General features: G+C 37.9%; 17 protein-coding genes, 1 tRNA gene and 1 pseudogene. 9 read left to right on the forward strand and 10 right to left on the reverse strand.

Features of this window, described 5'->3' with window-relative positions; genetic code table 11:
• From ACFIMC_RS00410 to ACFIMC_RS00430, 5 genes and pseudogenes are all read right to left on the reverse strand, one after another.
• Window positions 1–366, reverse strand: a 366-nt coding sequence (locus ACFIMC_RS00410) for a DNA-binding protein (protein WP_375680921.1), incomplete at its 3' end; no start/stop codon positions are given.
• Window positions 363–821 (reverse strand): annotated as a pseudogene (locus ACFIMC_RS00415) (hypothetical protein). The pseudogene ACFIMC_RS00415 and the gene ACFIMC_RS00410, both read right to left, overlap by 4 nt.
• Window positions 818–1774 (reverse strand): ParB/RepB/Spo0J family partition protein, encoded by a 957-nt coding sequence (locus ACFIMC_RS00420; protein ID WP_375668583.1) that lies wholly within the window; start codon window positions 1772–1774, stop codon window positions 818–820. The pseudogene ACFIMC_RS00415 and the gene ACFIMC_RS00420 overlap by 4 nt, the downstream one beginning before the upstream one ends.
• Window positions 1774–2172 (reverse strand): hypothetical protein, encoded by a 399-nt coding sequence (locus ACFIMC_RS00425; RefSeq protein ID WP_375680922.1) that lies wholly within the window; start codon window positions 2170–2172, stop codon window positions 1774–1776. The genes ACFIMC_RS00420 and ACFIMC_RS00425 overlap by 1 nt, the downstream gene beginning before the upstream one ends.
• 197 nt (window positions 2173–2369) lie before the next feature.
• Window positions 2370–2663, reverse strand: coding sequence for a helix-turn-helix transcriptional regulator (locus ACFIMC_RS00430; protein WP_183194530.1), 294 nt, complete (start codon window positions 2661–2663; stop codon window positions 2370–2372).
• Window positions 2664–2813: 150 nt separating this feature from the next.
• On the opposite strand from ACFIMC_RS00430, the gene ACFIMC_RS00435 reads away from it, so the two are divergent.
• Complete coding sequence (locus tag ACFIMC_RS00435; protein WP_375685615.1) at window positions 2814–3332, forward strand: helix-turn-helix domain-containing protein; 519 nt, start codon at window positions 2814–2816, stop codon at window positions 3330–3332.
• A gap of 79 nt (window positions 3333–3411) precedes the next feature.
• Window positions 3412–3930, forward strand: a complete 519-nt coding sequence (locus ACFIMC_RS00440) for a helix-turn-helix domain-containing protein (RefSeq protein ID WP_375680923.1) — start codon at window positions 3412–3414, stop codon at window positions 3928–3930.
• 673 nt (window positions 3931–4603) lie between these two features.
• Here the strand turns inward: ACFIMC_RS00440 and pgi are convergent.
• From pgi to ACFIMC_RS00455, 3 genes are all read right to left on the reverse strand, one after another.
• Window positions 4604–6268, reverse strand: a complete 1665-nt coding sequence (pgi, locus tag ACFIMC_RS00445) for a glucose-6-phosphate isomerase (protein ID WP_375612841.1) — start codon at window positions 6266–6268, stop codon at window positions 4604–4606.
• A 189-nt stretch (window positions 6269–6457) separates the two neighbouring features.
• Window positions 6458–9592, reverse strand: coding sequence for an efflux RND transporter permease subunit (locus ACFIMC_RS00450; RefSeq protein ID WP_375612840.1), 3135 nt, complete (start codon window positions 9590–9592; stop codon window positions 6458–6460).
• Window positions 9589–10728: an efflux RND transporter periplasmic adaptor subunit gene (locus ACFIMC_RS00455; RefSeq protein WP_375680924.1), complete on the reverse strand. Its 1140-nt coding sequence runs from the start codon at window positions 10726–10728 to the stop codon at window positions 9589–9591. The genes ACFIMC_RS00450 and ACFIMC_RS00455 overlap by 4 nt, the downstream gene beginning before the upstream one ends.
• Before the next feature lie 368 nt (window positions 10729–11096).
• Between ACFIMC_RS00455 and ACFIMC_RS00460 the strand changes: the two genes are divergently transcribed.
• The 4 genes from ACFIMC_RS00460 to ACFIMC_RS00475 all read left to right on the forward strand — a co-directional run bounded on the left by ACFIMC_RS00460 (window position 11097) and on the right by ACFIMC_RS00475 (window position 15643).
• Window positions 11097–11173: transfer RNA gene (locus tag ACFIMC_RS00460), tRNA-Arg, on the forward strand.
• A 756-nt stretch (window positions 11174–11929) separates the two neighbouring features.
• Window positions 11930–13603 (forward strand): formate--tetrahydrofolate ligase, encoded by a 1674-nt coding sequence (locus ACFIMC_RS00465; RefSeq protein ID WP_375671740.1) that lies wholly within the window; start codon window positions 11930–11932, stop codon window positions 13601–13603.
• Between the two features lie 185 nt (window positions 13604–13788).
• On the forward strand, window positions 13789–14022 hold the full coding sequence (gene rpsU / locus ACFIMC_RS00470) for a 30S ribosomal protein S21 (RefSeq protein WP_012754552.1): 234 nt from the start codon (window positions 13789–13791) through the stop codon (window positions 14020–14022).
• Window positions 14023–15082: 1060 nt separating this feature from the next.
• Entirely contained in the window at window positions 15083–15643 is a 561-nt protein-coding gene (locus ACFIMC_RS00475) for an SH3 domain-containing protein (RefSeq protein WP_375612838.1), read from the forward strand.
• A gap of 46 nt (window positions 15644–15689) precedes the next feature.
• On the opposite strand, the gene irrA is transcribed toward ACFIMC_RS00475, so the two are convergent.
• Entirely contained in the window at window positions 15690–16202 is a 513-nt protein-coding gene (gene irrA / locus ACFIMC_RS00480) for an iron response transcriptional regulator IrrA (protein ID WP_375612837.1), read from the reverse strand.
• 232 nt (window positions 16203–16434) lie between these two features.
• Here irrA and fabA point away from each other — a divergent pair, with 232 nt between their 5' ends.
• From fabA to fabI, 3 genes are read left to right on the forward strand one after another with little or no spacing between them, the layout of a single operon-like run.
• Entirely contained in the window at window positions 16435–16944 is a 510-nt protein-coding gene (gene fabA / locus ACFIMC_RS00485) for a 3-hydroxyacyl-[acyl-carrier-protein] dehydratase FabA (protein ID WP_273722474.1), read from the forward strand.
• Window positions 16945–17001: 57 nt separating this feature from the next.
• On the forward strand, window positions 17002–18222 hold the full coding sequence (gene fabB / locus ACFIMC_RS00490; RefSeq protein WP_375628420.1) for a beta-ketoacyl-ACP synthase I: 1221 nt from the start codon (window positions 17002–17004) through the stop codon (window positions 18220–18222).
• A 48-nt stretch (window positions 18223–18270) separates the two neighbouring features.
• Complete coding sequence (fabI, locus tag ACFIMC_RS00495) at window positions 18271–19089, forward strand: enoyl-ACP reductase FabI (protein ID WP_375610038.1); 819 nt, start codon at window positions 18271–18273, stop codon at window positions 19087–19089.
• Window positions 19090–20935: 1846 nt separating this feature from the next.
• On the opposite strand, the gene gpsA is transcribed toward fabI, so the two are convergent.
• The gene (gpsA, locus tag ACFIMC_RS00500) at window positions 20936–21943 is read right to left on the reverse strand and encodes an NAD(P)H-dependent glycerol-3-phosphate dehydrogenase (protein WP_375612834.1); all 1008 of its coding nucleotides are present in this window, start codon (window positions 21941–21943) and stop codon (window positions 20936–20938) included.
• Window positions 21944–22455 lie beyond the last annotated feature (512 nt).

Genomic DNA, 22455 nt, shown 5'->3' on the forward strand with positions numbered 1-22455 from the left:
CACACCCATACCGGCATGGAGCAAATCTTCCCAAAAGCAAAGTGCCTTCAAACGCTCTTCACAGCGCCTTTTATGCGCCTTGGAAAGCCCCTCATAACGCACCCAAATACTTGTCTTTTGCTCCCCTTGCGTTTGTTTCACATCAACAGCCCCACCAAACCGCACCAACAATGCCGCCCGTGCCCCCTCCGGCAATAAGGAAATGTGAACTTCTACAATAGGTCGAGAAACCCCTTTAACTTTACGTGTCAATCCACTTTGATGACGCCATGTGGTCGCCAAAATCTTACGCAATCCACCTTTACTTTTCGGCAACCCTGGCAAAGCTGCCTCAGCCAATTCGGCAATAGTAAACCATTCCTTCATGGCTGCCCCCTTTTAATGCGAACCGGCGTTGCGCGCATGGCTTTCAATTGCGCTGCAATCTCCCGCTGTTCCTGCTAAAGCCGCGCAATTTCTGCTAACCGCGCCTCATCCCCTTGCAACAGCAACAATCCATCTTCACTCACCACCTCATCCCAAAGCCAAAATGCCTCTGTCGCCCGCACAAATGCCTTAAAACGCGGCAGGGAAATATCCACCTGCTTACTTTCCGCAACATAAGCATCCAAACTCGCCTTACTTAAACACCCAATCCCTAAATAATGCGCCATACGCTCCGCAATCACACTGCGCTCATGCCGGCATTCTCTCAAAGCCCGCGCCATCGCACGCTTAATGCGTGAGCGAAACCGCCCTAAATCAATCTGCGCAACGGGTTCACGACAAGGAAAAACCGGCTTTTGGAAAAAATCAAGCTGCCCGCAACCATGCCTCTTCATGACAGCACCTCCCCCCGTTCTCTTGCAAGATAAGCGCAAAACCGCGCCCGTGTCTGTGCATCCGCTCTCTGCCACACACCCAATAACTGAGCAAAAACCCGCTCTTGTTCATTAATTTGCGGTGGCGTATTAACCCCATTGACCAAATCAACAGCCCGCCGTAAATCTCCATCAACCTGTTGCAAAGCAATCGCCACCCGCCGTTGCGCAACCGGCTCCATCTTGGCAAGCTTCAACAATTGCGCTTGATTATCCGCCAATGCCGTCCCCCGCAAAACAGAGCGTAATTCTGGCTGTAAATACTTGGAAATACGATTAAGTCGTCTCACTGACTCTTCAGATAAACCAATGCGATCTGCCACATGTTTAGCAAAGCAGAAAGCGATCTCTTTGCCACTATCTTCATCGGTATGAGAAATTCGGTCAACTTGACCGAATTTTTTTTCATCATGCAATTGTGCAATGTTTGCACTATTGCTCGGTTGAGCAATAGGGTCAACTTGACCCAATTGCTCTAAATGCCCATCACCGTCGATCAAAGGTGCAAGTTGCACCTTTGATTTTTTATTCCGACCAATCTTAATCTCCCCATACTTCTTTTCCCACAATTCGCGGTAAGTCTGGACAAAAAGCGCACGATCAATCACTGACAATTCATTGCGAAAAAGGTTTTCAGCCACTTCTAAAAGCGCGGCATTGTCCTTATCAGCCTGCACCACAACCGCATCAATGTCACTATAGCCCAAAAGCTCAGCAGCACGAAGCCGATGCGCACCAGCAATCAGCGTGTAATTGCCTTCCTTAGCATTGGGGGTATGGCGCACCGTAATCGGATTCATCAATCCCTCCCGCGCCATCGATTGCGCAAGCGCCTTGGCATGCTCATCATCCACAGGGCGTATACGCTCCGGCACCACAATCACATCAAGAGCAAGCTTTTGAAACTGTGCCATCACGCCGCCGCCTTTCTGATCTCTTTAAAGAATAAATCCATCGCACGCCCCGCCCATCTTCGATAAGCTTTCGCAAAAACGGGTTCTTCCAAACGCCGGTTAATGGTACGCAAAGAACGAGCAACAGCAGTGCGTTCACGCTCTTGCATGGCAACAAGACGCCGCCGCGGCACCTCAAACTGATAATGCAAAATATGAATAACAATCTGTCGTGCTAACGCCGCATCAAATAAGCAGTGCGGAGGGTCAATAATATACCGGATTGGCAAATGTTTAAATCCACTACTCACCGCCTTAAAAGAACAGGCAAGCATAGCTTCCAAACGTTCAGCTTCTGAATAAGGATTAACGATATCGCTTCTGGCTTCTGGGGTCCATAAATTACAAGCAGCAACCATAACCACCCCCTATAAAAACAATATGACCACCATCTAATCGCCAGAACCAACCCATGCAAACGGCTGTTCTATGATGCAACTCTATGCAATTTATCTTGCCTATTTCGTACTGATCTTTAGACATTGATAAACCTTTTTATCTTATGGTATTTAAATTCATGGCAAATGCGCAAAAACGCAAAGCCGTGTAACGAAATTCAAGCAGCATTCCCACGCAAAGCAGAATGCGCACGCGAATCTGTATTGGCATGTTTTGCTGCTTTAAAAATGCGACGGCGACTTTTGGGGTAGCGGTCACTAAACACTTGCTCGACGGGCAAACCGATAAAATCGGCAATAGCACGTTCAGCTTTCTCGTTAGACCGTGTCCAAATGTGTTGAACACTGGATGACGAGAGTTGATATGCTTTCGCGAGCTCCGCCAAGGTCATATTACGGCGGCGTAGCTCAGCTAAAATACTATGGCGATCCCAAACTTGTGTGATAGTCATAAACTTCGCTCCTGCTTCAAACGGATGCTCCCACATCCGTTTTTTGTGGGGTTAATTGTAAAATATCTGCCCTCTATATCGGGCGGTAATTAGAGGTATAATGCAAAAAATGCATTAAGTCAACGCAATATTTGCATTATTATGTAATTTGTGGCAAAAAAAGAAATTGAACCCAAAACAGAACAGGCAAAGCGGTTACGTTTGATACGAGAAAGCTTAGAGCTTAATCGAGATCAGATAGCTACCCGTTTAGGTATTAAAAAAGCAATTTATGACCATGCTGAAAGAGGGACCACTTTTCCCAATGTGGAATTTTTGACTGCTTTATCACAGCAATTAAATGTCAACTTAACTTGGCTAATTACAGGTGAAGGCGAAATGTTTATGGAAGTAACGAAAGTTATAGATTTAGCGCCTACTATCCCTGATGGACTCATGAAAAAGCTTGGTCGCATAGCTTATACAACCTATCGCGATGCTAAAATAAAACTCCCCCCTGAAGATATAGCGGAACTCGCGGCGGAACTTTATAAAAAACAGCAAGAGCTTGTTCAAGACATCAACGACACGGAAGAAGACGAGCTTATTTTACCTCTTCTAAAATTGCATTTAAAGCGTCAAATAGAAGCTGAAAGAGTACATCTAGAAACTACACAAAATACGGCTTAATGCCTCTCTAAGATGAATGGGGAATCTCTTTTTAAAATCCTGTAATTTAAGCTAACCTAAATATGAATAAGGAGCATTTTTGGCACGCCCTAAAAAAGAACCTAAAACACCATTGGCAAAACGCCTACGTGAAATAAGACGAATCTACGGAAATGAAGAACGTAGTATCTTTGCGCAACGGCTTAATTTACAACGTGGCACCCTTGCCAATTATGAAATTGGAGCACACGAACCAACATGCTCAACAATTAACGCCTATTATACGGCCTATAACATTAATCCTCATTGGCTCGTTACGGGTGAAGGCGAAATGTTTACAGACATGGCAAAAGCGAAAGCAGCAGGTTTTAAAGCACCCACTATTCCCACTGGACTCATGAAAAAGCTTGGTCGCATAGCTTATACAACCCATCGCGATGCAAATATAAAGATCCCCCCTGAAGATATAGCGGAACTCGCGGCAGAACTTTATGGAAAACTGCAAGAGCTTGTTCAAGATATCAACGACACGGAAGAAGTCGAGCTTATTTTACCTCTTCTAAAATTGCATTTAAAGCGTCAAATAGAGGCTGAAAATGCACATCCAGAAACTACATAAGATACAGCTTAATGCCTCTCTAAAATGAAAAATGAAAGTGGAAATCTTTTTACATTAAAAAATTTATATAAATTATTGATAAAAAATACTTTTTACTCAATTTTTAGAGATTTCCACTTATATATGGAAATCTTTTTTGCTTTTTTGGTTATTTTGGGCTGATTTTGGAGTGAGCTTCACAATTTACCGAATTTTTTTCACAGGGTCTTCAAAGGCGGTTTTCTGGGCTTTCACAGACTTTTTAAAATTTTTCACAGGGTTTTCAAAGACCTTTCAAAGCCTTCTCTCATTTTTACCATGAAAACGCACTTTTTTCTGATTTTCGCTCTTTTTAGCTCTTTTTTACAATTTTAGGTGTCAAAATCTATTTTGACAAAACGCGCATTTAATGCTAAATTTTATACATAAAAACAATAAATTATCACGTATTCCTACCTAATCCCACCTTTTCCCACTTAGTATAAAACCTAGTGTCAAACTACAACCTCTCAAAGGTCTTTATCGTTTTTGCGAATAAATTCTCATTTTTACAATTTTTGCACTTTTTTGATTTTCTGTTACATAAATCTAATCCAGATAATAAGAGAAGGCATAGTAAAATTAAAGAATTATCTCATATTTCTCTCTCATTCTACTTTTGCTTAGTTAGTACAAAACCTACTGTAAAATTATATTATTTTGCACGTCTTGCTTGAATATGTGCTAGCAACCCTAATGTTGAACTATCACGATTATCCGCTTTACTTTCTCCACGAAGAATTGGTAGTAACTCGTTTGCTAATTCTTTACCAAGTTCAACACCCCATTGATCAAATGAATTAATATTCATTAAAATCCCTTCAACAAAAGTGCGATGTTCATAAAGCGCAATAAGACGACCGAGTGCAAAAGGTGTTAATGAATCTTGAACCAGCGTAATGCTGGGACGGTTTCCTTTAAAACTTCTATGACGTGCTAAATGGTCTGCTTCACCCTCATCAACTCCATTTTTTATCAAGATATGCCGAGCATCTTCAAGACTACGCCCCTTCATCAAGGCTTTTGATTGTGCTAAACCGTTTGCTAGCAACATCTCATACATAGAATGTAATTTTTTCTCATGCCCTTTTATAAATAAAATAAATTCTACAGGAATAATATCTGTTCCTTGATGCAGAAGCTGAAAAAAAGCATGTTGACTATTTGTTCCTGAATCCCCCCAAACAATTGGACCACTTGAAAAACTTAATGGTTTTCCATCCAGCGAGACTTGTTTACCATTTGATTCCATATCAAGCTGTTGTAAATAAGCTGGAAAATGTATTAAACGCTGTGCATAAGGAATGATCGAACGTGATGAATAACCACAAATAACACGATGCCAGAATCCTAAAAGAGCAAAACGAATAGGAATATTTTTATGCAAAGGCATAGTTTTAAAATGTTGATCCATTTGCAAAGCACCATTGAGAAATTGGCGAAAATTTCCACCACCTATCGCAAACATAACAACAAGTCCAATGGCTGACCAAATTGAATAACGTCCTCCAACCCAATTCCAAAATTTAAAAACTCTTGTGGAATCTATGCCAAATTCTGCCACTTTATCAAGCGCACTTGAAACAGCAACAAAATGCGTACAAACGGCTTCTTCTCCTAAATGTGAACAAATCCACTGACGTGCAACTTGAGCATTGACCATTGTTTCAGCCGTTGTAAAAGTTTTAGAAGCAATGACAAACAGCGTTGTTGCTGGATTCAAAATAGAGAGAGTATCAGAAATATGGGCACTGTCAGCATTCGAAACAAAATGACACTGTGGACCATCATGATAAGGTTTTAAAGCATATGTGACCATTGCAGGACCAAGATCAGAACCACCAATACCAATATTGACAATATCACTTATTCTCTCGCCACTGCTTCCCTTATAGCTTCCATCACGCACCTTTTCAGAAAATCTTTCCATATCTTCAAGGACGTCTTGAATATCGCGAATAAGATTATGACCATCCAACATGAAAATTTCATCAGCAGGTAAACGTAATGCAATATGAAGAACTGAGCGTTTTTCAGTTGTATTAATCGCCTTACCAGAAAACATTGCATCACGCCGGCCTAACACATCTGCTGCGACCGCTAAATCATCTAGAAGTTGCAATGTTTTAAATGTCACACCACATTTTGAAAAATCGAAAAGAAGATCATCAAGTCTGAGGGAAAAATGGGAAAAACGCTGTTCATCTTCTACAAAATGCCGACGAATATCATAGACCCCATCCTTTGCGGCATGGTTTCTTAAAGCTTTTAATGTGGCTTCAAAAGCCATTTCATTTCGAATCGAAAAGCTATCTCCCATAAGCTTATCCTATACGGTTATTGATAATGAAATCTATGCCCAAACAATAACAAAGCAGAAAACACCTCCTTTATTGCTCGCTATTTTCACTGCTCACATAAAAATGAAGGAATATACAAAATAAAAGGATAAGATCCGAAAATGATATTTTTACAAGAATAAACTTTCAAATCTTTTCTATTATATACATCATTTAACTTGATTGAGTTCTTTTGTTAAACGTAAATCTTCTTCTGCTTTTGGTCTTATAAAACGCCCTAAAAAAAGATAAACAACCGGTGTGACATAAAGCGTAAAAATAGTTGCTAAACCTAAGCCACCAACGATAACCCAACCTAAGGCTATACGAGCTTCTGCGCCAGCACCTTTGGCCAAAACCAAAGGAATACCTCCTAAAATGGCACAAATCATTGTCATACAAACTGGACGAAGGCGAATGTTTGCTGCTTCTTCTACGGCTTCACGCACGCTTCTTCCCTGATCGCGTAATTGATCTGCAAATTCAACAATGAGAATACCATTTTTTGCCATAACACCAATTAACAAAATTAATCCAATTTGGCTGTAAATATTAAGACTTACACCACTTAATAGCATAGCAATTACAGCACAACCAATCCCTAATGGGACAGTGGCCATAATAATGAATCCTGAAATAAAGCTTTCAAACTGAGCAGCCAAAATCAATAAAATAATCAAAAAGGCAATGCCAAAAACAATCATAAAATTGGAAGATGTTTCATTAAGCGTTTCGGCTTCCCCTAAGGGAACCAAATAGGTTCCTTTTGATAACAAAGGAGAAGCAATTTTCTGTACAGTTTGGTAAGCTTCCCCTAAAGCGATATCTGGAGTAAGATTTGCGCTTAAAATAACAGCACTCATGCGTTTTTCCCGTTTTAATTGAGGAGCAATAGCTTTTTCATGTAAACGCGCAATAACCGATAAAGGAACATATCGATTGTCTTTGGTTTTTAAAAAAATATTTTCTAAATCGCTAGGACTCTTCATAGAATTTGTACGCGATATCAATTTAACATCGTAAGAATGATCATCCACGTTAATGGAACCAATCTTTTTACCATCCAACATTGTTTGTAATGTATCGCCCAAATTGGTGATATCAATCCCTAAATCGGAGGCTTTTTTTCGATTGATTTCAATAAAAAATTGCGGTTGTGTTGCATCAACAGTAAGGCGTGGGCGAATAAAACGCGGATCATCTTGTAAAGCACTTACCAGCTTATCAGCAATGGGTTGTAATATTGCATAATCATTGCCAAGAATTGCAAATTGCAACCCTTGCCCAGTTCCGCTCACACCTAGAGAATTTCCCTGCGCAGCAAACACAAAAACTGCGGGAAACTGTTTAACCTTTGCATTAATATCTTTCACGATTTCTTGCTGACTCCGTAAACGTTTATCCCAAGATGAAAGCAATAAAATCAAAAAAGCAGTATTGGGTGAACCGCCAGCACCCGCAATAGAGTAACTGTTAGCAATCTCCCCTGCATCACGTAATGGCTGTAGACTTGCTTCAATTTGCTCTATTTGCTCGTTCAAATATTGTGTTGAAATACCTTGTGGTCCATTAATAACCAAAAAGATCACAGCTCTGTCTTCTGCTGGCGTTAATTCCTGTTGTAGCTTCGTATAGCCTCCAACACAAAGACCCGCAAAAATAAGTGAAGCAAAAACAACAGCCCAAGGCTTTTCTAAACACTTATGCAAACTGTAAGTATATGCCTTATGAAAAAAAGTACCTAATTTATATAAAAAAGCAAAATGATGGGACTTTTCCTCTTTCTCCTCAATATGTTCTTTGAGAAAACGCGAAGCCAACATTGGACAAAGCGTTAAGGCAACAACTGAAGAAAGCAAAATAGAAATTGCCAAAACAAAACCAAATTCTCTAAAAAGACCTCCAACTTGCCCAGGAAGAAAGGAAATAGGAACAAACACAGCCACTAATGTCAATGTTGTTGCTAAAACAGCAAAAAACACTTCACGTGTTCCTATCACCGCTGCTGCTCTGGAACCTAATCCCATATTGCGCCACCGAACAATATTCTCAAGAACAACAATGGCATCATCCACAACAAGCCCTGTTGCTAAAACAAGTCCTAAAAATGTGAGAATATTCAATGAAAACCCTACAAGATAAATAGCCGCAATGGTACCAATCAAAGCGACAGGAAGAGATAAAGCAGGTATCAGCGTTACACGAATGTCTCTGAGAAAAAGAAAAATGACCAAGATAACGCTCAAAATAGCAATGACCAACGCAACTTCAACCTCATGAAGAGCGCTTTTAATAAAAATTGCATCGTCATTAATAACGTCTATATTTACAGAAGAAGGAACAATACTTTTGAGATTATCAACAACGGCTCTCACACCTTCAGAAATATTAAGAGTGTTGGATTGTGCTTTACGCACGATACCTAATCCAATACCTGTCTTTCCATTGATACGAAGAATAACTGTTTCTATATCCGGCGATAAAGTAACATGCGCAACATCACCAAGATGCACATGAGGCTTTAAAACAACTTGTTCAAAAGATTCTGGTGTTGTTAAACGTGCAGTAGCACGTACAACTAAAGTTTGCTTAGAATTGCGTAATGACCCTACTGGCACATCTGTTGTCATATCAGCAAGAACACGTGAAATATCTGCTACAGTTAATCCATAACTTGCAAGTTTTGCTTGATCTATATCAATCTGAAAAATCTTTGTGCGAGCACTATCGACCTGTACATCACCAACACCATCAACAGCAGAAATAGCATCAACAATCTGATCGTTTACAATCGTGGTTAAATCATCAACACTCATTGTTGGTGACGTCACAACCAAATACATCATGGCAGCAGCATTCGAATCTGCTTTAATAATCAAAGGCGAATCCGCATCTTTCGGTAAAGAATAGGTAACACGAGAGAGAGCATCACGAATATCAGATGCTGCAACATTCAAATCAACACCGACATTAAAGTTAATCTTCACACGGGAGCGTCCAAAAGAAGACGTTGAAGAAATCGTCTTAACACCTGAAACACGAGAAACAGCATCTTCTATAACTTTTGTAACTTCACGATCAATTGTTTCTGCCGATGCACCAGAAAACATCGTCACAATCGTTGTTACAGGAGTATCAACATCGGGTAATTCTCTTACATCAACATTTAACCATGCTGCAAATCCTGCAATAATGATCATAGCATTCAAAACAAGAGTAAAAACCGGTCTGCGAATAAATAAGGTAATGAGACCACCTTGCTCCACCTTTGACATAGGCTGTTTTGTGCTCAATTCTTGGCTCATTGTATATCCGTTCCATAACCTACTGATAATTGCTGTTGATGAGACTTTGGATCATCAATAGTTACTTTACTTCTTGGATAAAGCATTTGCACCCCTTGAATGACAACTTGATCACCATTTTCTAGGGGAGCTTTCACGAAAACATGATCGGCTTTATGCTGAATAATTGTTACGGGAATAGACTCTACTTTTCCTTCTCTCACACGCCAAACGAATGACCCTTTACTATTCCATTGAACTGCAAGAGGATTAACGACAGGAAAAGAACCACCATGAAACTGCAAGGAAACAGAAAAGGACATACCAGACATGAGCGTATCTTTTTCATTATTGATTTCAACCTGAACATGAAGTGTGCGACTTTCTGGATCAACGATATTATCAATCGCATAAATATGACCAACAAAAGATCTATCTGGCTGCGCGATTAACGTTGCCGTTACCTCATCTCCTTTATGGATGCGCGACACATATCGTTCAGGGGCCCATATATCGACCAAAATACGTTCTCTATTCTCAATACGGCCTATTACAGTATTAAGGGTCACGTTATTCCCCGCATCAACGGGCAAAATACCAACAACTCCAGGAATCGGTGCTCGAATTGTTCGCCGATCGAGATCTAATTCAGCATTACGCAAAACTAAATTTGCGTTATCCAACTCTAAGCGAGCCATAATTTCTTGAACTTCCGTTGCTGTATTGCTGGCGCGTAATTTAAGAATACGCGAAAGCGTCAACGCATTGTTATCACGTTGCACTTTTGCTTTTGCAGCCGCTATTTCTTCTTTTTTAGAATCAAGCTTTGCAATCACATCATCAGCTTGTACTTTTGTACCCGCTGATACAAAAAGCTTATCAATAACACCTGAGGATAAAGGGGTAAGCTCGACTTCTGCAAGAGCTTTTCCACTCCCAAGAACGTTAAGTTGTTCATAAAGATCTTGAACTTTTACAAGATCAACGACAACATTTACCGGTGGCCTTCCCATTTTTTCATTTGAAGCTTTATCCGATACTCTTGTTTTATCCACCATAGAAATGGGTTGGTCTGCACTCTTTTTTCCAGCCCAATAAGTAACCGTTAAAACAACGATTAAAAACACTAATGGAAAGCTCTTTTTTAATAACGCCATACATCCGCCCTTGCTGTGTCATGTTCATCTGAAATAGTTTTCAACAGTAATATCGGCGTTTTACACAAAAACCCAACAGCGGGTGTATATATCTTACCCCCACCGCAAAAAACACATCTCATCTCTGCTTGACTATCTTTCATAGATTAAAACGTCAAGTTAACTATCGTTCATATTGCTTTGTATAGTCATGACAAAAAAATGTTCATATCAAAACCAACTGAAGCCATAATATATTATATCCTTTTTTAAAATATATCATAAAAAAAGAGAGATTTTTTTTATGACGACTCAAGTTTCACTTGCATTTCTTTAATGAAACGATTAGGAACCCTTTGTCTTAGACAATGTAAAAAATTGAAATGTATGCACCCGTAGCTCAGCTGGATAGAGCACCAGACTACGAATCTGGGGGTCAGGAGTTCGAATCTCTTCGGGTGCGCCATCTATCAATATCTTACTTATAAAGTCAGACTTTTTAAATTCTTTATTTTGTGATTTATTTTTACCTATCTTTGTATTTTGTTATTTCATTCTGTTGTGAGTCGTTTCTTTAGCCATTTTGCTAGAATAAGATGTTATGAGTCCTTCAATTCAGCTCTAAGTTGCTTTTATTAGCTTATAATCGTAGCGATTGCATGAGTAGCGTATGTTGTTGTTTTCTTTTTTCAATCTATGCGCTTGTTTTTGGTCTCTTCCGGATTATACTCTCTACTCAGTTAGGTAATTTTTTACGTGCTTATTTCTAATTGTTCCATAACTGGATGTTTCTGGATATTTTATTCCTAGCAGTCCCATCTTAAGAGGGACTTCAGATGTGTCGCCATAAATTCCGGTTTACCACCATGTGAAACTTTTTCAGTGTGTTGTTGGAAAGAATAAATAAACTACTTCTCAAACGTACTACTATGAAACACTTATGGTATCCATTAATGTCATCAGCATTTGTTGCAAACCAAAGCTTCTTTTCGCAATATTTTTAATTGAATTAAACGTATTTTTACTGCTTAAAAGCAAAAAGATTCTTTTTCCTAAAAAACAATAAAACTCTTCTTGTGCTTCTTTAGCATTATCTCTTGCATGGCATATCATCGATTTCTATGATATCTTAATATTTTTCTGTTCTCTATGAATTTTTCTAATTAATCCATGGAGTACAGATCTCAAACATTAATAAAAGCTGAATTTAAAGAATTTTTCCATGCCTAAAACTGATATTGAAATTGCTCGCACTGCTAAAAAGCAACATATTATTGAAATTGCACAAAAAATTGGTATTTCACATGAAAATCTCATTCCCTATGGTCATGATAAAGCTAAAATTTCTTCTGAATACATAAAATCGCTTAATAAAAATCCAGATGGTAAACTTATCCTTGTCACAGCTATCAATCCCACACCTGCCGGAGAAGGCAAAACAACAACAACAGTTGGACTAAGTGATGCTCTTAATCTTATTGGTAAAAAAACAATAGCTACCTTGAGAGAACCATCTTTAGGTCCCTGTTTTGGTGTAAAAGGTGGTGCTGCTGGTGGTGGTTATGCGCAAGTCATTCCAATGGATGACCTTAATTTACATTTTACCGGTGATTTTCATGCTATTACATCTGCTCATAATCTTCTTGCCGCAATGATAGATAATCATCTTTATTGGGGAAATACTCTAAACATTGATCCACGTCGCATTGTTTGGAAACGCGTTCTTGATATGAATGACCGTGTATTGCGCGATATTGTCATTTCATTGGGGGGCATAACAAATGGTTTTCCACGTCAAACAGGTTTTGATATTACTGTTGCATCAGAAATTATGGCGCTTCTTTGTCTCTCTGAAAATTTAGAAAACCTTACACAAAGACTCAAAAAAATTATTGTTGCTTATCGTTATGATAAAACGCCCATCACCGTTGCTGATCTCAATGCGGAAGGTGCAATGGCAGTTCTTCTCAAAGATGCTATACAACCCAATCTCGTACAGACAATTGAAAATAATCCTGTTCTCGTTCATGGAGGACCTTTTGCCAACATTGCTCATGGTTGCAATTCAGTTATAGCAACAAAAACTGCTTTAAAACTTGCTGATTATATTGTCACAGAAGCAGGGTTTGGAGCAGATCTTGGAGCAGAAAAGTTCTTCAATATCAAATGTAGGCAAGCAGGTATTGTACCAAATGCTACAGTGATCGTCGCAACTATTCGTGCATTAAAAATGAATGGTGGTCTGGATAAAAATAACCTGACAGAAGAAAATATCACCGCTTTAGAAAAAGGAGCTGCCAATCTTTTACGACACATAAAAAATATGAAGCACTACGGTATTCCTTGTGTTGTGGCTATCAATCATTTTGACAGCGATAGCGATGCTGAAATAAAAACATTACAAAAAACAGTTGCAACAACTGGACACAAAGCTATTATCTGTAAGCATTGGGAACAAGGTGGAAAAGGCGCTATAGAACTTGCACAAGAACTCGTTACCTTGATTGAAAAGCACGATTCTGATTTTAAAGTTCTCTATCAAGATGATATTCCACTCGTTCAAAAAATTAATTGTATTATAACAAAGCTATACGGTGGACGTGGCGCCATCATCTCAGCCCCTATTCTCAAACAACTTGAAACTTGGGAAAAAGAAGGTTTTGGCGTCTACCCTATTTGTATGGCCAAAACACCTTATTCTTTTTCTTCTGATCCCAAGCAATACGGAGCTCCTGTTGATTTTGAAATTCCCATACGAGAAGTTCGTCTCTGTGCGGGAGCCGGCTTTATTGTTGTCATTTGTGGAGATGTTATGACCATGCCGGGACTACCCCATTATCCCACGGCGGAAAAAATTCATCTTGACGAAAATGATCAAATACAAGGACTTTCATAAGTTTATAATCATGAAATCTATCATTCATTATAAAAAGCATTTTATTACAAAAAAAATAGAATTTTTAAAAGCGATATAGACAAATGTCTTATTTATATGATATAAGTTTCTGTCCTTTTGGATATGCCTTTAAAAGGACGTAGGTTTTCCTATTATTTGTGACACTGAAAAAAGCAGGATAAATAGTGCAAGTACTCGTTCGTGATAATAATGTTGATCAAGCGCTCCGCGCGTTGAAAAAAAAGATGCAGCGTGAAGGTATCTTCCGTGAAATGAAAATGCGTAGTTATTATGAGAAGCCATCTGAGAAGCGTGCTCGTGAAAAAGCTGAGGCTATTCGTCGTACACGTAAGCTTGCTCGTAAGCGTGCACAAAGAGAAGGTTTTGTTAGTAACGGACGGACTGTTGCGGTAAAGTAATGTGCTTTATGCTATTATATAATTGCATAAGCAATAGATAGTAAGCTACTAGAAAATTTTATCTTCATAGGCAATTGCGATGAATTGCTTGTGTAGGTTTTTATGTACAATGTTATCTAATATGTTAGTTATTTGAAAATAATAAGGTTTCTATCATAGAGGTGGTTTTTATTTCACTCTTATATTTTAAAAATAGATAACAAACTACACTTGAGATATTTAAGCGACTTTTTCCTATGTAAATTGAGTGCGGGGTGTTTTATTATCACTTTTCGCTATAATTTTCTCCTTCTGGATATCTCTTACATCACTGCTTCTTATGTACAAATTTCATGATGAACTTCTTTTTTGTCATTAAATATTCTACATCTTTCGATCATCCTAGGTCTGATTACAAAACAAAAATGCTTCTTATAAACACTATAAATAATAGGAACTGCATAACATTGAAAGCTGGTAAATAGAACGATGGAGCCAGCTTATCTACCATACGGATAAGCATTATCATGGCATAAGATTAGAGTGTAGAAAATTTTATAAATGAATTATCACGAAAAAGTGTCCTGTTAAAATTAGCCCTTCATATATCAATCTACTCTATAATGTTGCTCATATTTTTACGCTTAAATGTTTTATTTATCGTATTATTTTGTTCATTCAAAACTTCTTTTCAAGCCACACAATAATCCCTTTCTGAACAGCTCTTTGTTCATAGTATGCATACATGCACTTTTACTTTGAGAAACAAACTCAAAAAAGAGATGCAATACTTTAGCCCTAATTTCCTGTACAAAAACTGCCTATGGCTCCAATATACTTTACTGTTTTATCACGCTTACAGCTACATAAAAATCTAATGTTTATTTATATCTACCCCCTCATAAACAAGATAAGCACTAAGAAATACAAACCTTTTGTTTTCCTTATTTTGATATTTTTGTAGCAATTTTTTCATCGTTTAGATCTCTTTAACGAGCAATGTGTCATACTTTTTATCAGTTTCCAGTCTTATCTTTCAGATTTTAAATTTCCAATATATGACGAAATAAAGGAGTTCGGTGTGCAAAATTCTCGTTGGTTTCGCGTTTCAATACTCATATCATGTATCTTAATAGCAATAGTCATTGTATTGGGTTCATCTCATTTGTTGCATGCACAAACATTTAATCAAAATTTAGGGCCCAGTGGTTTACCACTTCCGCGATTTGCTTCGATTAAACCCACCAGCGTTAATGTACGCGTCGGACCAGGAAGCAACTATTCAATCATTTTCACCTACAAAAAGAAGGGCTTACCTATTGAAATCATTCAAGAATATGATCAATGGCGCAAAATTCGTGATGCAGAAGGCGATGAGGGATGGGTGTATCAATCGCTTTTATCGGGAAAGCGAACTGCTATAACTATTCCATGGCAAAAAGATAAAACAAAAAGGCTGATGCTACGAAAAAACCCCACCGACAACGCAGAACTTGTGGCGGAAGTAGAACCTAACGTCATTGGTAACATCCGCCAATGTGATGGACAATGGTGCGAACTAAACATTAATAATACGCGCGGATGGCTTCAGCAACCCCAGTTATGGGGAATCTATCCTGATGAAAAAGTAAAAGGTTGGTGAATACTCAAACTCAACAAGTTTAATTTTTATTCCTCATTGAATATCCTCACTGCCTATCACAAGATTGATTTTTTGGTTTCAATCGCACGATTAAATCAACATGTGAAATTTCCATACCTTCTGGTGGCTTAGGCAAATTTCTAATAATGGGAGCTTCTTCCAAATTATAAGGAATATCAAGAATACGATTTTCGCCTTCTATATAAAAATGGTAGTGATCAGAGGTATTGGTATCAAACCAAGTTTTTGAGCCTTCTACGGCAATAATCCGTAATAATCCCGCTTCCGTAAATTGATGAAGCGTATTATAAACCGTTGCTAAAGATACAGGTACACCTGCCCTCACCGCTTCCTCATAGAGCTCTTCAGCAGTAATATGACGATTTCCTTGAGAAAAAATCATATGTGCAAGTTCCAACCGCTGACGTGTTGGACGCAGACCATTTTGACGCAAATGTTTTTCTAACATAGAAATGGAATAATATTGCACAATTTTTCCACACTCTTTTGTGAACTGCTGCTCTTCATTCATATCTAAATTGTCTGCACTCACTGACATAATTACAAACCCAAATATATTCCTGCTAAATAAGATCAAAATACAAAAAAATGGGAATAGTATGGTGTAATCTTGTATTCCATTTTTAAATAATTACCTATGTAGAATACATAAAAAAAGGCTTTTGTCATTAAAAATGATATAAAATCATTTCCCTCTCTTTAAAATTTGCTCTAAAAGTAGGTTGGGAAAAGCGCAGAAATAAAGATATATGCAAATAAATGGAGTAACAATGGCTGAACAAAAGTCTCGCTACACATATGAAGAGCTTCTAAGCTGCGCTCGCGGCGAAATGTTTGGTAGAGGTAATGCGCAATTGCCAGCACCGCCAATGTTAATGATTCATCGAATCACTCAAATTAGTGAAACTGATGGTAAATACGATAAAGGAATGGTTCGCGCCGAATTTGACATTACACCAGACATGTGGTTCTTTAATTGTCACTTTATAGGCGATCCCGTCATGCCAGGATGTCTCGGACTGGATGGTATGTGGCAATTAACAGGTTTTTTTCTTGGTTGGCTAGGCGAACCAGGCAAAGGAAGAGCAATATCAACAGGTGAAGTAAAGTTATCAGGGATGGTAACTCCACAAACCAAAATTCTTGAATATGAAATAGATTTTAAGCGTATTCGACGTGGAAATTTAGTCTTAGGAATAGCTGATGGGTGGCTAAAAGCAGATGGAGAGACTATTTATAAGGCGAACGATTTACGCGTTGCTTTATTCAAAGAAGATTGAACGTTATTTCCGTCAGAAAGAACTTTTCACTATTCTGTATGGAACGAGGAGGTATGAATGCGTCGAGTTGTTGTAACCGGAATGGGAATTGTCTCCGCAATTGGAAATAATCCTGGAGCTGTTTTAACCAGTTTACGTGAAGCAAAATCCGGAATTTCTTACGCACCTCAATATGCTGAATTAGGCTTTCGTAGCAGAGTTTATGGCAAGCCCGATATTAATATAGAAGAACTCGTAGATCGACGTGCTCTACGTTTTCATGGGCGTGGAACAGCATGGAATCACATCGCCATGGATCAAGCAATTGCTGATGCGGGTCTAGAACCGCATGAAGTATCGAACGAACACACGGGTATTATTATGGGTTCTGGAGGTGCTTCAACACATTCAATCGTAGAAGCTGCTGACATTACACGCCAAAAAGGTCCAAAACGTGTTGGACCTTTTGTTGTCCCTAAAGCGATGAGTTCCACAGCATCTGCAACATTAGCAACTTTCTTTAAAATAAAGGGGATCAATTATTCAATCTCTTCAGCTTGTGCTACCTCCAATCATTGTATTGGTAATGCTTACGAAATGATACAATATGGTAAACAGAAGCGCATCTTTGCCGGTGGCTGCGAAGATTTGGATTGGACACTATCTGTTTTATTCGATGCCATGGGCGCTATGTCCAGCAGATATAATGACATTCCTCACAAAGCTTCACGTGCTTATGATGTTAATCGTGATGGTTTTGTCATTGCTGGAGGTGCTGGCGTTTTAGTCCTTGAAGATTTAGAACTTGCTAAAGCACGTGGTGCAAAAATCTACGGAGAAATCGTTGGATACGGTGCGACATCCGATGGACATGATATGGTTGCCCCATCAGGAGAGGGAGCAGAACGATGCATGCGCATGGCCCTTGCAACAGTCGATAATAAAATTGATTATATCAATCCCCATGCGACAGCAACTCCTGTTGGTGATCCTCCTGAGATAGAAGCTATCCGTCGTGTCTTTGGAGCAGGTGATCAATGCCCCCCCATTTCCGCTACCAAGTCTCTAACAGGACATTCCTTGGGAGCAGCAGGTGTTCACGAAGCAATCTATACATTGTTAATGATGAATCATAATTTTATTTGTGAAAGTGCCCATATTGAAGAACTTGATCCAGCTTTTGCTGATATGCCAATCGTTCGTGAACGACGTGATCATCAACAACTGAATACCGTATTGTCGAATACTTTTGGCTTTGGCGGTACCAATGCAACGCTTGTTTTCCAACGTTATGTATAAACAAAAGCTCTTAGTAATTGAAAAAAGTACGGTCTTACGGAGAATAATATGAAAGGTTTGATGGAGGGCAAACGCGGCCTTATTATGGGAATTGCGAATGACCATTCAATTGCTTGGGGCATTGCCTGTCAGCTCGCACAAGCAGGAGCGGAATTAGCGTTGACTTATCAAGGAAATGCTTTTGGAAAACGTGTTCATCCCCTAGCAGATAAACTTGGCTGCAAATTAGTGCTAGAGTGTGACGTTGAAAAAAGTGAAAATATTGATTACGTCTTTGAGCAACTTGAAAAAGAATGGAAAACAATTGATTTTATTGTCCATGCCATTGGTTTTTCAGATAAAACTCAGCTAAAAGGGCGTTACGTTGATGTTACAACACGTGAAAACTTTCAACGCACGATGGTTATTTCAGCTTATTCCTTTACTGAAATTGCCCAGCGCGCGGGTAAGCTTATGCCCAATGGAGGAACACTTTTAACTCTTACCTATGGTGCTTCACAGCAAGTTGTGCCTAATTATAACATCATGGGTGTTGCTAAAGCAGCTTTAGAAGCTATGGTACGTTATTTAGCAGCGGACTTTGGTCCTCAAAATATTCGTGTCAATGCGATTTCCGCTGGTCCTGTTAGAACTTTAGCAGGTAATGGTATTGCAGCTGCACGGGCAATATTTTCACATCAACGCCGTAATGCCCCATTACGGCGTACCGTAGATATTCATGAAATTGGAAAATCTGCTCTTTATCTACTCTCTGACTTATCATCAGGTGTTACAGGTGAAATCCATTATGTTGATTCAGGCTATAACATCATGTCTATGCCAATACTTGAAGAACTGAAAAAAAGTGACGATTCCCAAGAAGAATAAAATTTATTTCATTGCACTAAAAAAGAAAATCAATCATGTACATAGTGCTTTAATCGGGTATTGAGTACTTTCTCAGCTATATAATAGTGTATTGACTTATAATAATATGACGTAAGGAATATGTGCAAATGTTTGTAAGAATAAGTCAATACAAAACCAGATGTACGATGCCTTGTTTCGCAAAATATTTTATAAAAGCCGGAATATTTCTTCAATCCATGGTTGATAAAGTGTGTATTTTATGACGTTATTTACCTTACTAAAGCATACGCTTTTGCCATTGCTTATAAATCAATATCCAACCCTCATGCCACCGCAGTTTGAAACAGAGATTAGAGAATTATTAAAACCCTTAGTTTCAGCTTTTGTGTAGCAAATTGAAAAAAATATTCCTACCGTTTGATTTATTCTTGAAACGCAAATACAATCTAATTTAGGATGAATATGAAGGCGTAAAGAAATCAATCATTAATCTTACTATTGTTCTTTAATGAAAGCATTGCTCTGATGTGTCAGGTAAAATAGAACACCCAAAAACACTATAGCTGTTTCTCCTTCATGCATTTTTTAAAGATATCTCTCAATGCACGCCATTCCATTTCACAATGGTACCTGTAGAACATATAAAAAATCCTTGTGAAGTACATAAAATCCTTTTTTTACCACCATTTTAATGTTTATACAGATGACAAACCGACACCGTCATTTTACTTGCCATGTTCTAATATTGAAACAACCCTTGACACTTGAGATGATTCATTAGAAGTATCTTTAATAATTTTTATCCACATACTAACCCGCTTGTGACAAGCAAACATATATTTTTAATTAACTCAATACAAAAATAAAATGAATTATTTATATAAATCAATTTTTTATCTTTATAATCACATTATTTTTCAGTTTAAATGACAGCCACAAACAGGTACAATAACATTTTTTCAATCTTAGACTTTCAAAGTTATAATTCCAAAAATCATTTCTTGCATATAAAAAACAGAATTGACATGTGAGAAAATAAAAGGCTTAAATATCTCTACTGAACAGCTTCAAGTGCCAAGAGCTGTCTCACAACATTTGGGGGTGTAATGATGCTCGTCTTCCTCCTTCATAAACATAAAGATGGGGATGTGCACAATAGCTTTATCGGTTACACTATTCACAGTCACCGTCGCAAATTGGACTTAGGATTTTTAAGAGAGGTCTCTTTAAAACAAGCACGTGAATATATAACAGCAATCGTGTTTTTTTGGACGTTCTATTTTACCTGACACATCAGAAAAATGCTTTCATTAGAAAATGAGAAAAATAAAGGTGTGAGATAATCTCCATTATTTAAAAGATATTGCTTTAGATAGCGTAAAACTGAATTTAAAAATGATTGTAGAAATGGGAACAGATTTTCAGCTTTAAAATTTCATCTTCTTCCCAAATTAGATTGTCTTCTTGTTTTAAAGAATTACAAAAACAGAGATTCACAATATCCCTGCCCCGATATTCTTAGCTTATACGTTACATAAATAAGATGCTTCTACCTAATGAGTCTTGTATTATTCTGTTTGCAAATATCATTGTGAGATGAATTTAAGAGACAATAAAAATATCTTGTTCATTACATTACATAAACACGTATAAGTGGAAACGACAATTTATCTTCAAAGAGATAGCTCTTAGACAAAAGCCAAAACTTTTATATTTCAGCCATGTTTCATAAAGAATCGAATGATATGAATCTATAATTTTCTGGAATATGACTGCCTTATACAACCATCAATAAAATCTATTTTATATGTCTATCATAGCATGTTTCTATTTTTTACGATTGGAATTATTAAAAAACAGGATATCATTGAATTTCGTCCTTGAGAGCGCGGCTTAGTAATGTGTTTGCCGCTTCAGTTATATTTTTACCACAATAGAGAATTTGATAAATTTGTTCTACAATGGGCATTTCTACCCCAATACGCTGCGCCAACGTATATACTTCCTTGGTATTTAAGTATCCTTCCACAACCTGACCAATTTGTTTTTCTGCTTCTTTTATATCTATTCCTTTACCAAGAAGTATTCCAAAACGGCGATTACGCGACTGATTATCAGTACATGTCAAAACCAGATCACCTAAGCCTGTCATTCCCATAAATGTGGAAAGCTCAGCACCCATAGCCTCCCCTAAACGACTGATTTCAGCTAGTCCTCGTGTGATAAGAGCTATTCGTGCATTTGCCCCAAAACCTATGCCATCTGATATTCCTGCACCAATAGCAATAACATTTTTGACTGCCCCCCCTAATTGAACACCAATCATATCTGAACTTTTATAAACTCTAAAACTTTTGTCACAATGAAAAAGTTGCTGCAATTCTTTACCAAACTCAACATCAGAAGCTGCTATCGTCATTGCAGTAGGCCAACCAATAGCTAGTTCTTGAGCAAAAGTTGGTCCAGAAAAAACAGCTAAAGGAATTTTTTCACCTAAAATCTCACGAGCAACCTCTTGTAAGAAACGTCCAGTACCATGTTCTAAACCTTTTGTAGCCCAAATAACGCGTGAATGCTGATCTAAATAAGGCTGAATATTATACAAAACTTGATGAAATACATGGCTTGGAACAGCGATTAATATATTGTGACTTGCCGTTATTGCAGTTTCAAGGGAAGCTTCAAGTAATAAATTTTCAGGAAATCGAACATCGGGTAAATATACTTGATTACAACGTTGTTCCTGTAATTCTTTGATATGTTGAGGACTATATCCCCAAAGTAAAACATTATGACCATTACGGGCAAGAGCTATCGCTAATGCAGTACCAAAAGAACCAGCACCTATAACTGTCATTGCAACGGTTTTCATTAAATTTTCTGATTATTCTCTAAATTTTTGATTTCAATTGCATATTATTATTACAAATAATTTTAATGCTATCTTTAATATAAATTCTTTAAATCTAAAAATATTACTGCTTCGTAGCTTTTTTATCTCACACAATATAAAAATTTGTTTCGCACATTCTCTTTCTTTGTAGTAAATTTTACAAACATCACTTTTTGTATATTCTACAAATAGCTATTTGTCTCAAAAATTAAAGATTGGCTAAATACCCCACGGACTTTCTCTTTTAAATTAAAAGTATATTCAAAATAATGATACTCATTCCACTGATATCTTGTACTTATCTCCTGCTTTATATCCTACAAATTTCTTCTACGAAGCTGATACATGCCGCATCAGCTCCGTAGATATTTCTAACAACTACTCCACAGGAAACTGCGTATTTGGACCTTGCTCCATGGGCATTTCTGAACCAGGTGCTTGATCTACAGGAGTTTGCGTACTTAGACCCTGCCCCATAGGCATTTCTGAAA

This window comes from Bartonella sp. AP21QHHD (assembly GCF_042196205.1).
In the GTDB taxonomy this organism is placed as follows: domain Bacteria; phylum Pseudomonadota; class Alphaproteobacteria; order Rhizobiales; family Rhizobiaceae; genus Bartonella.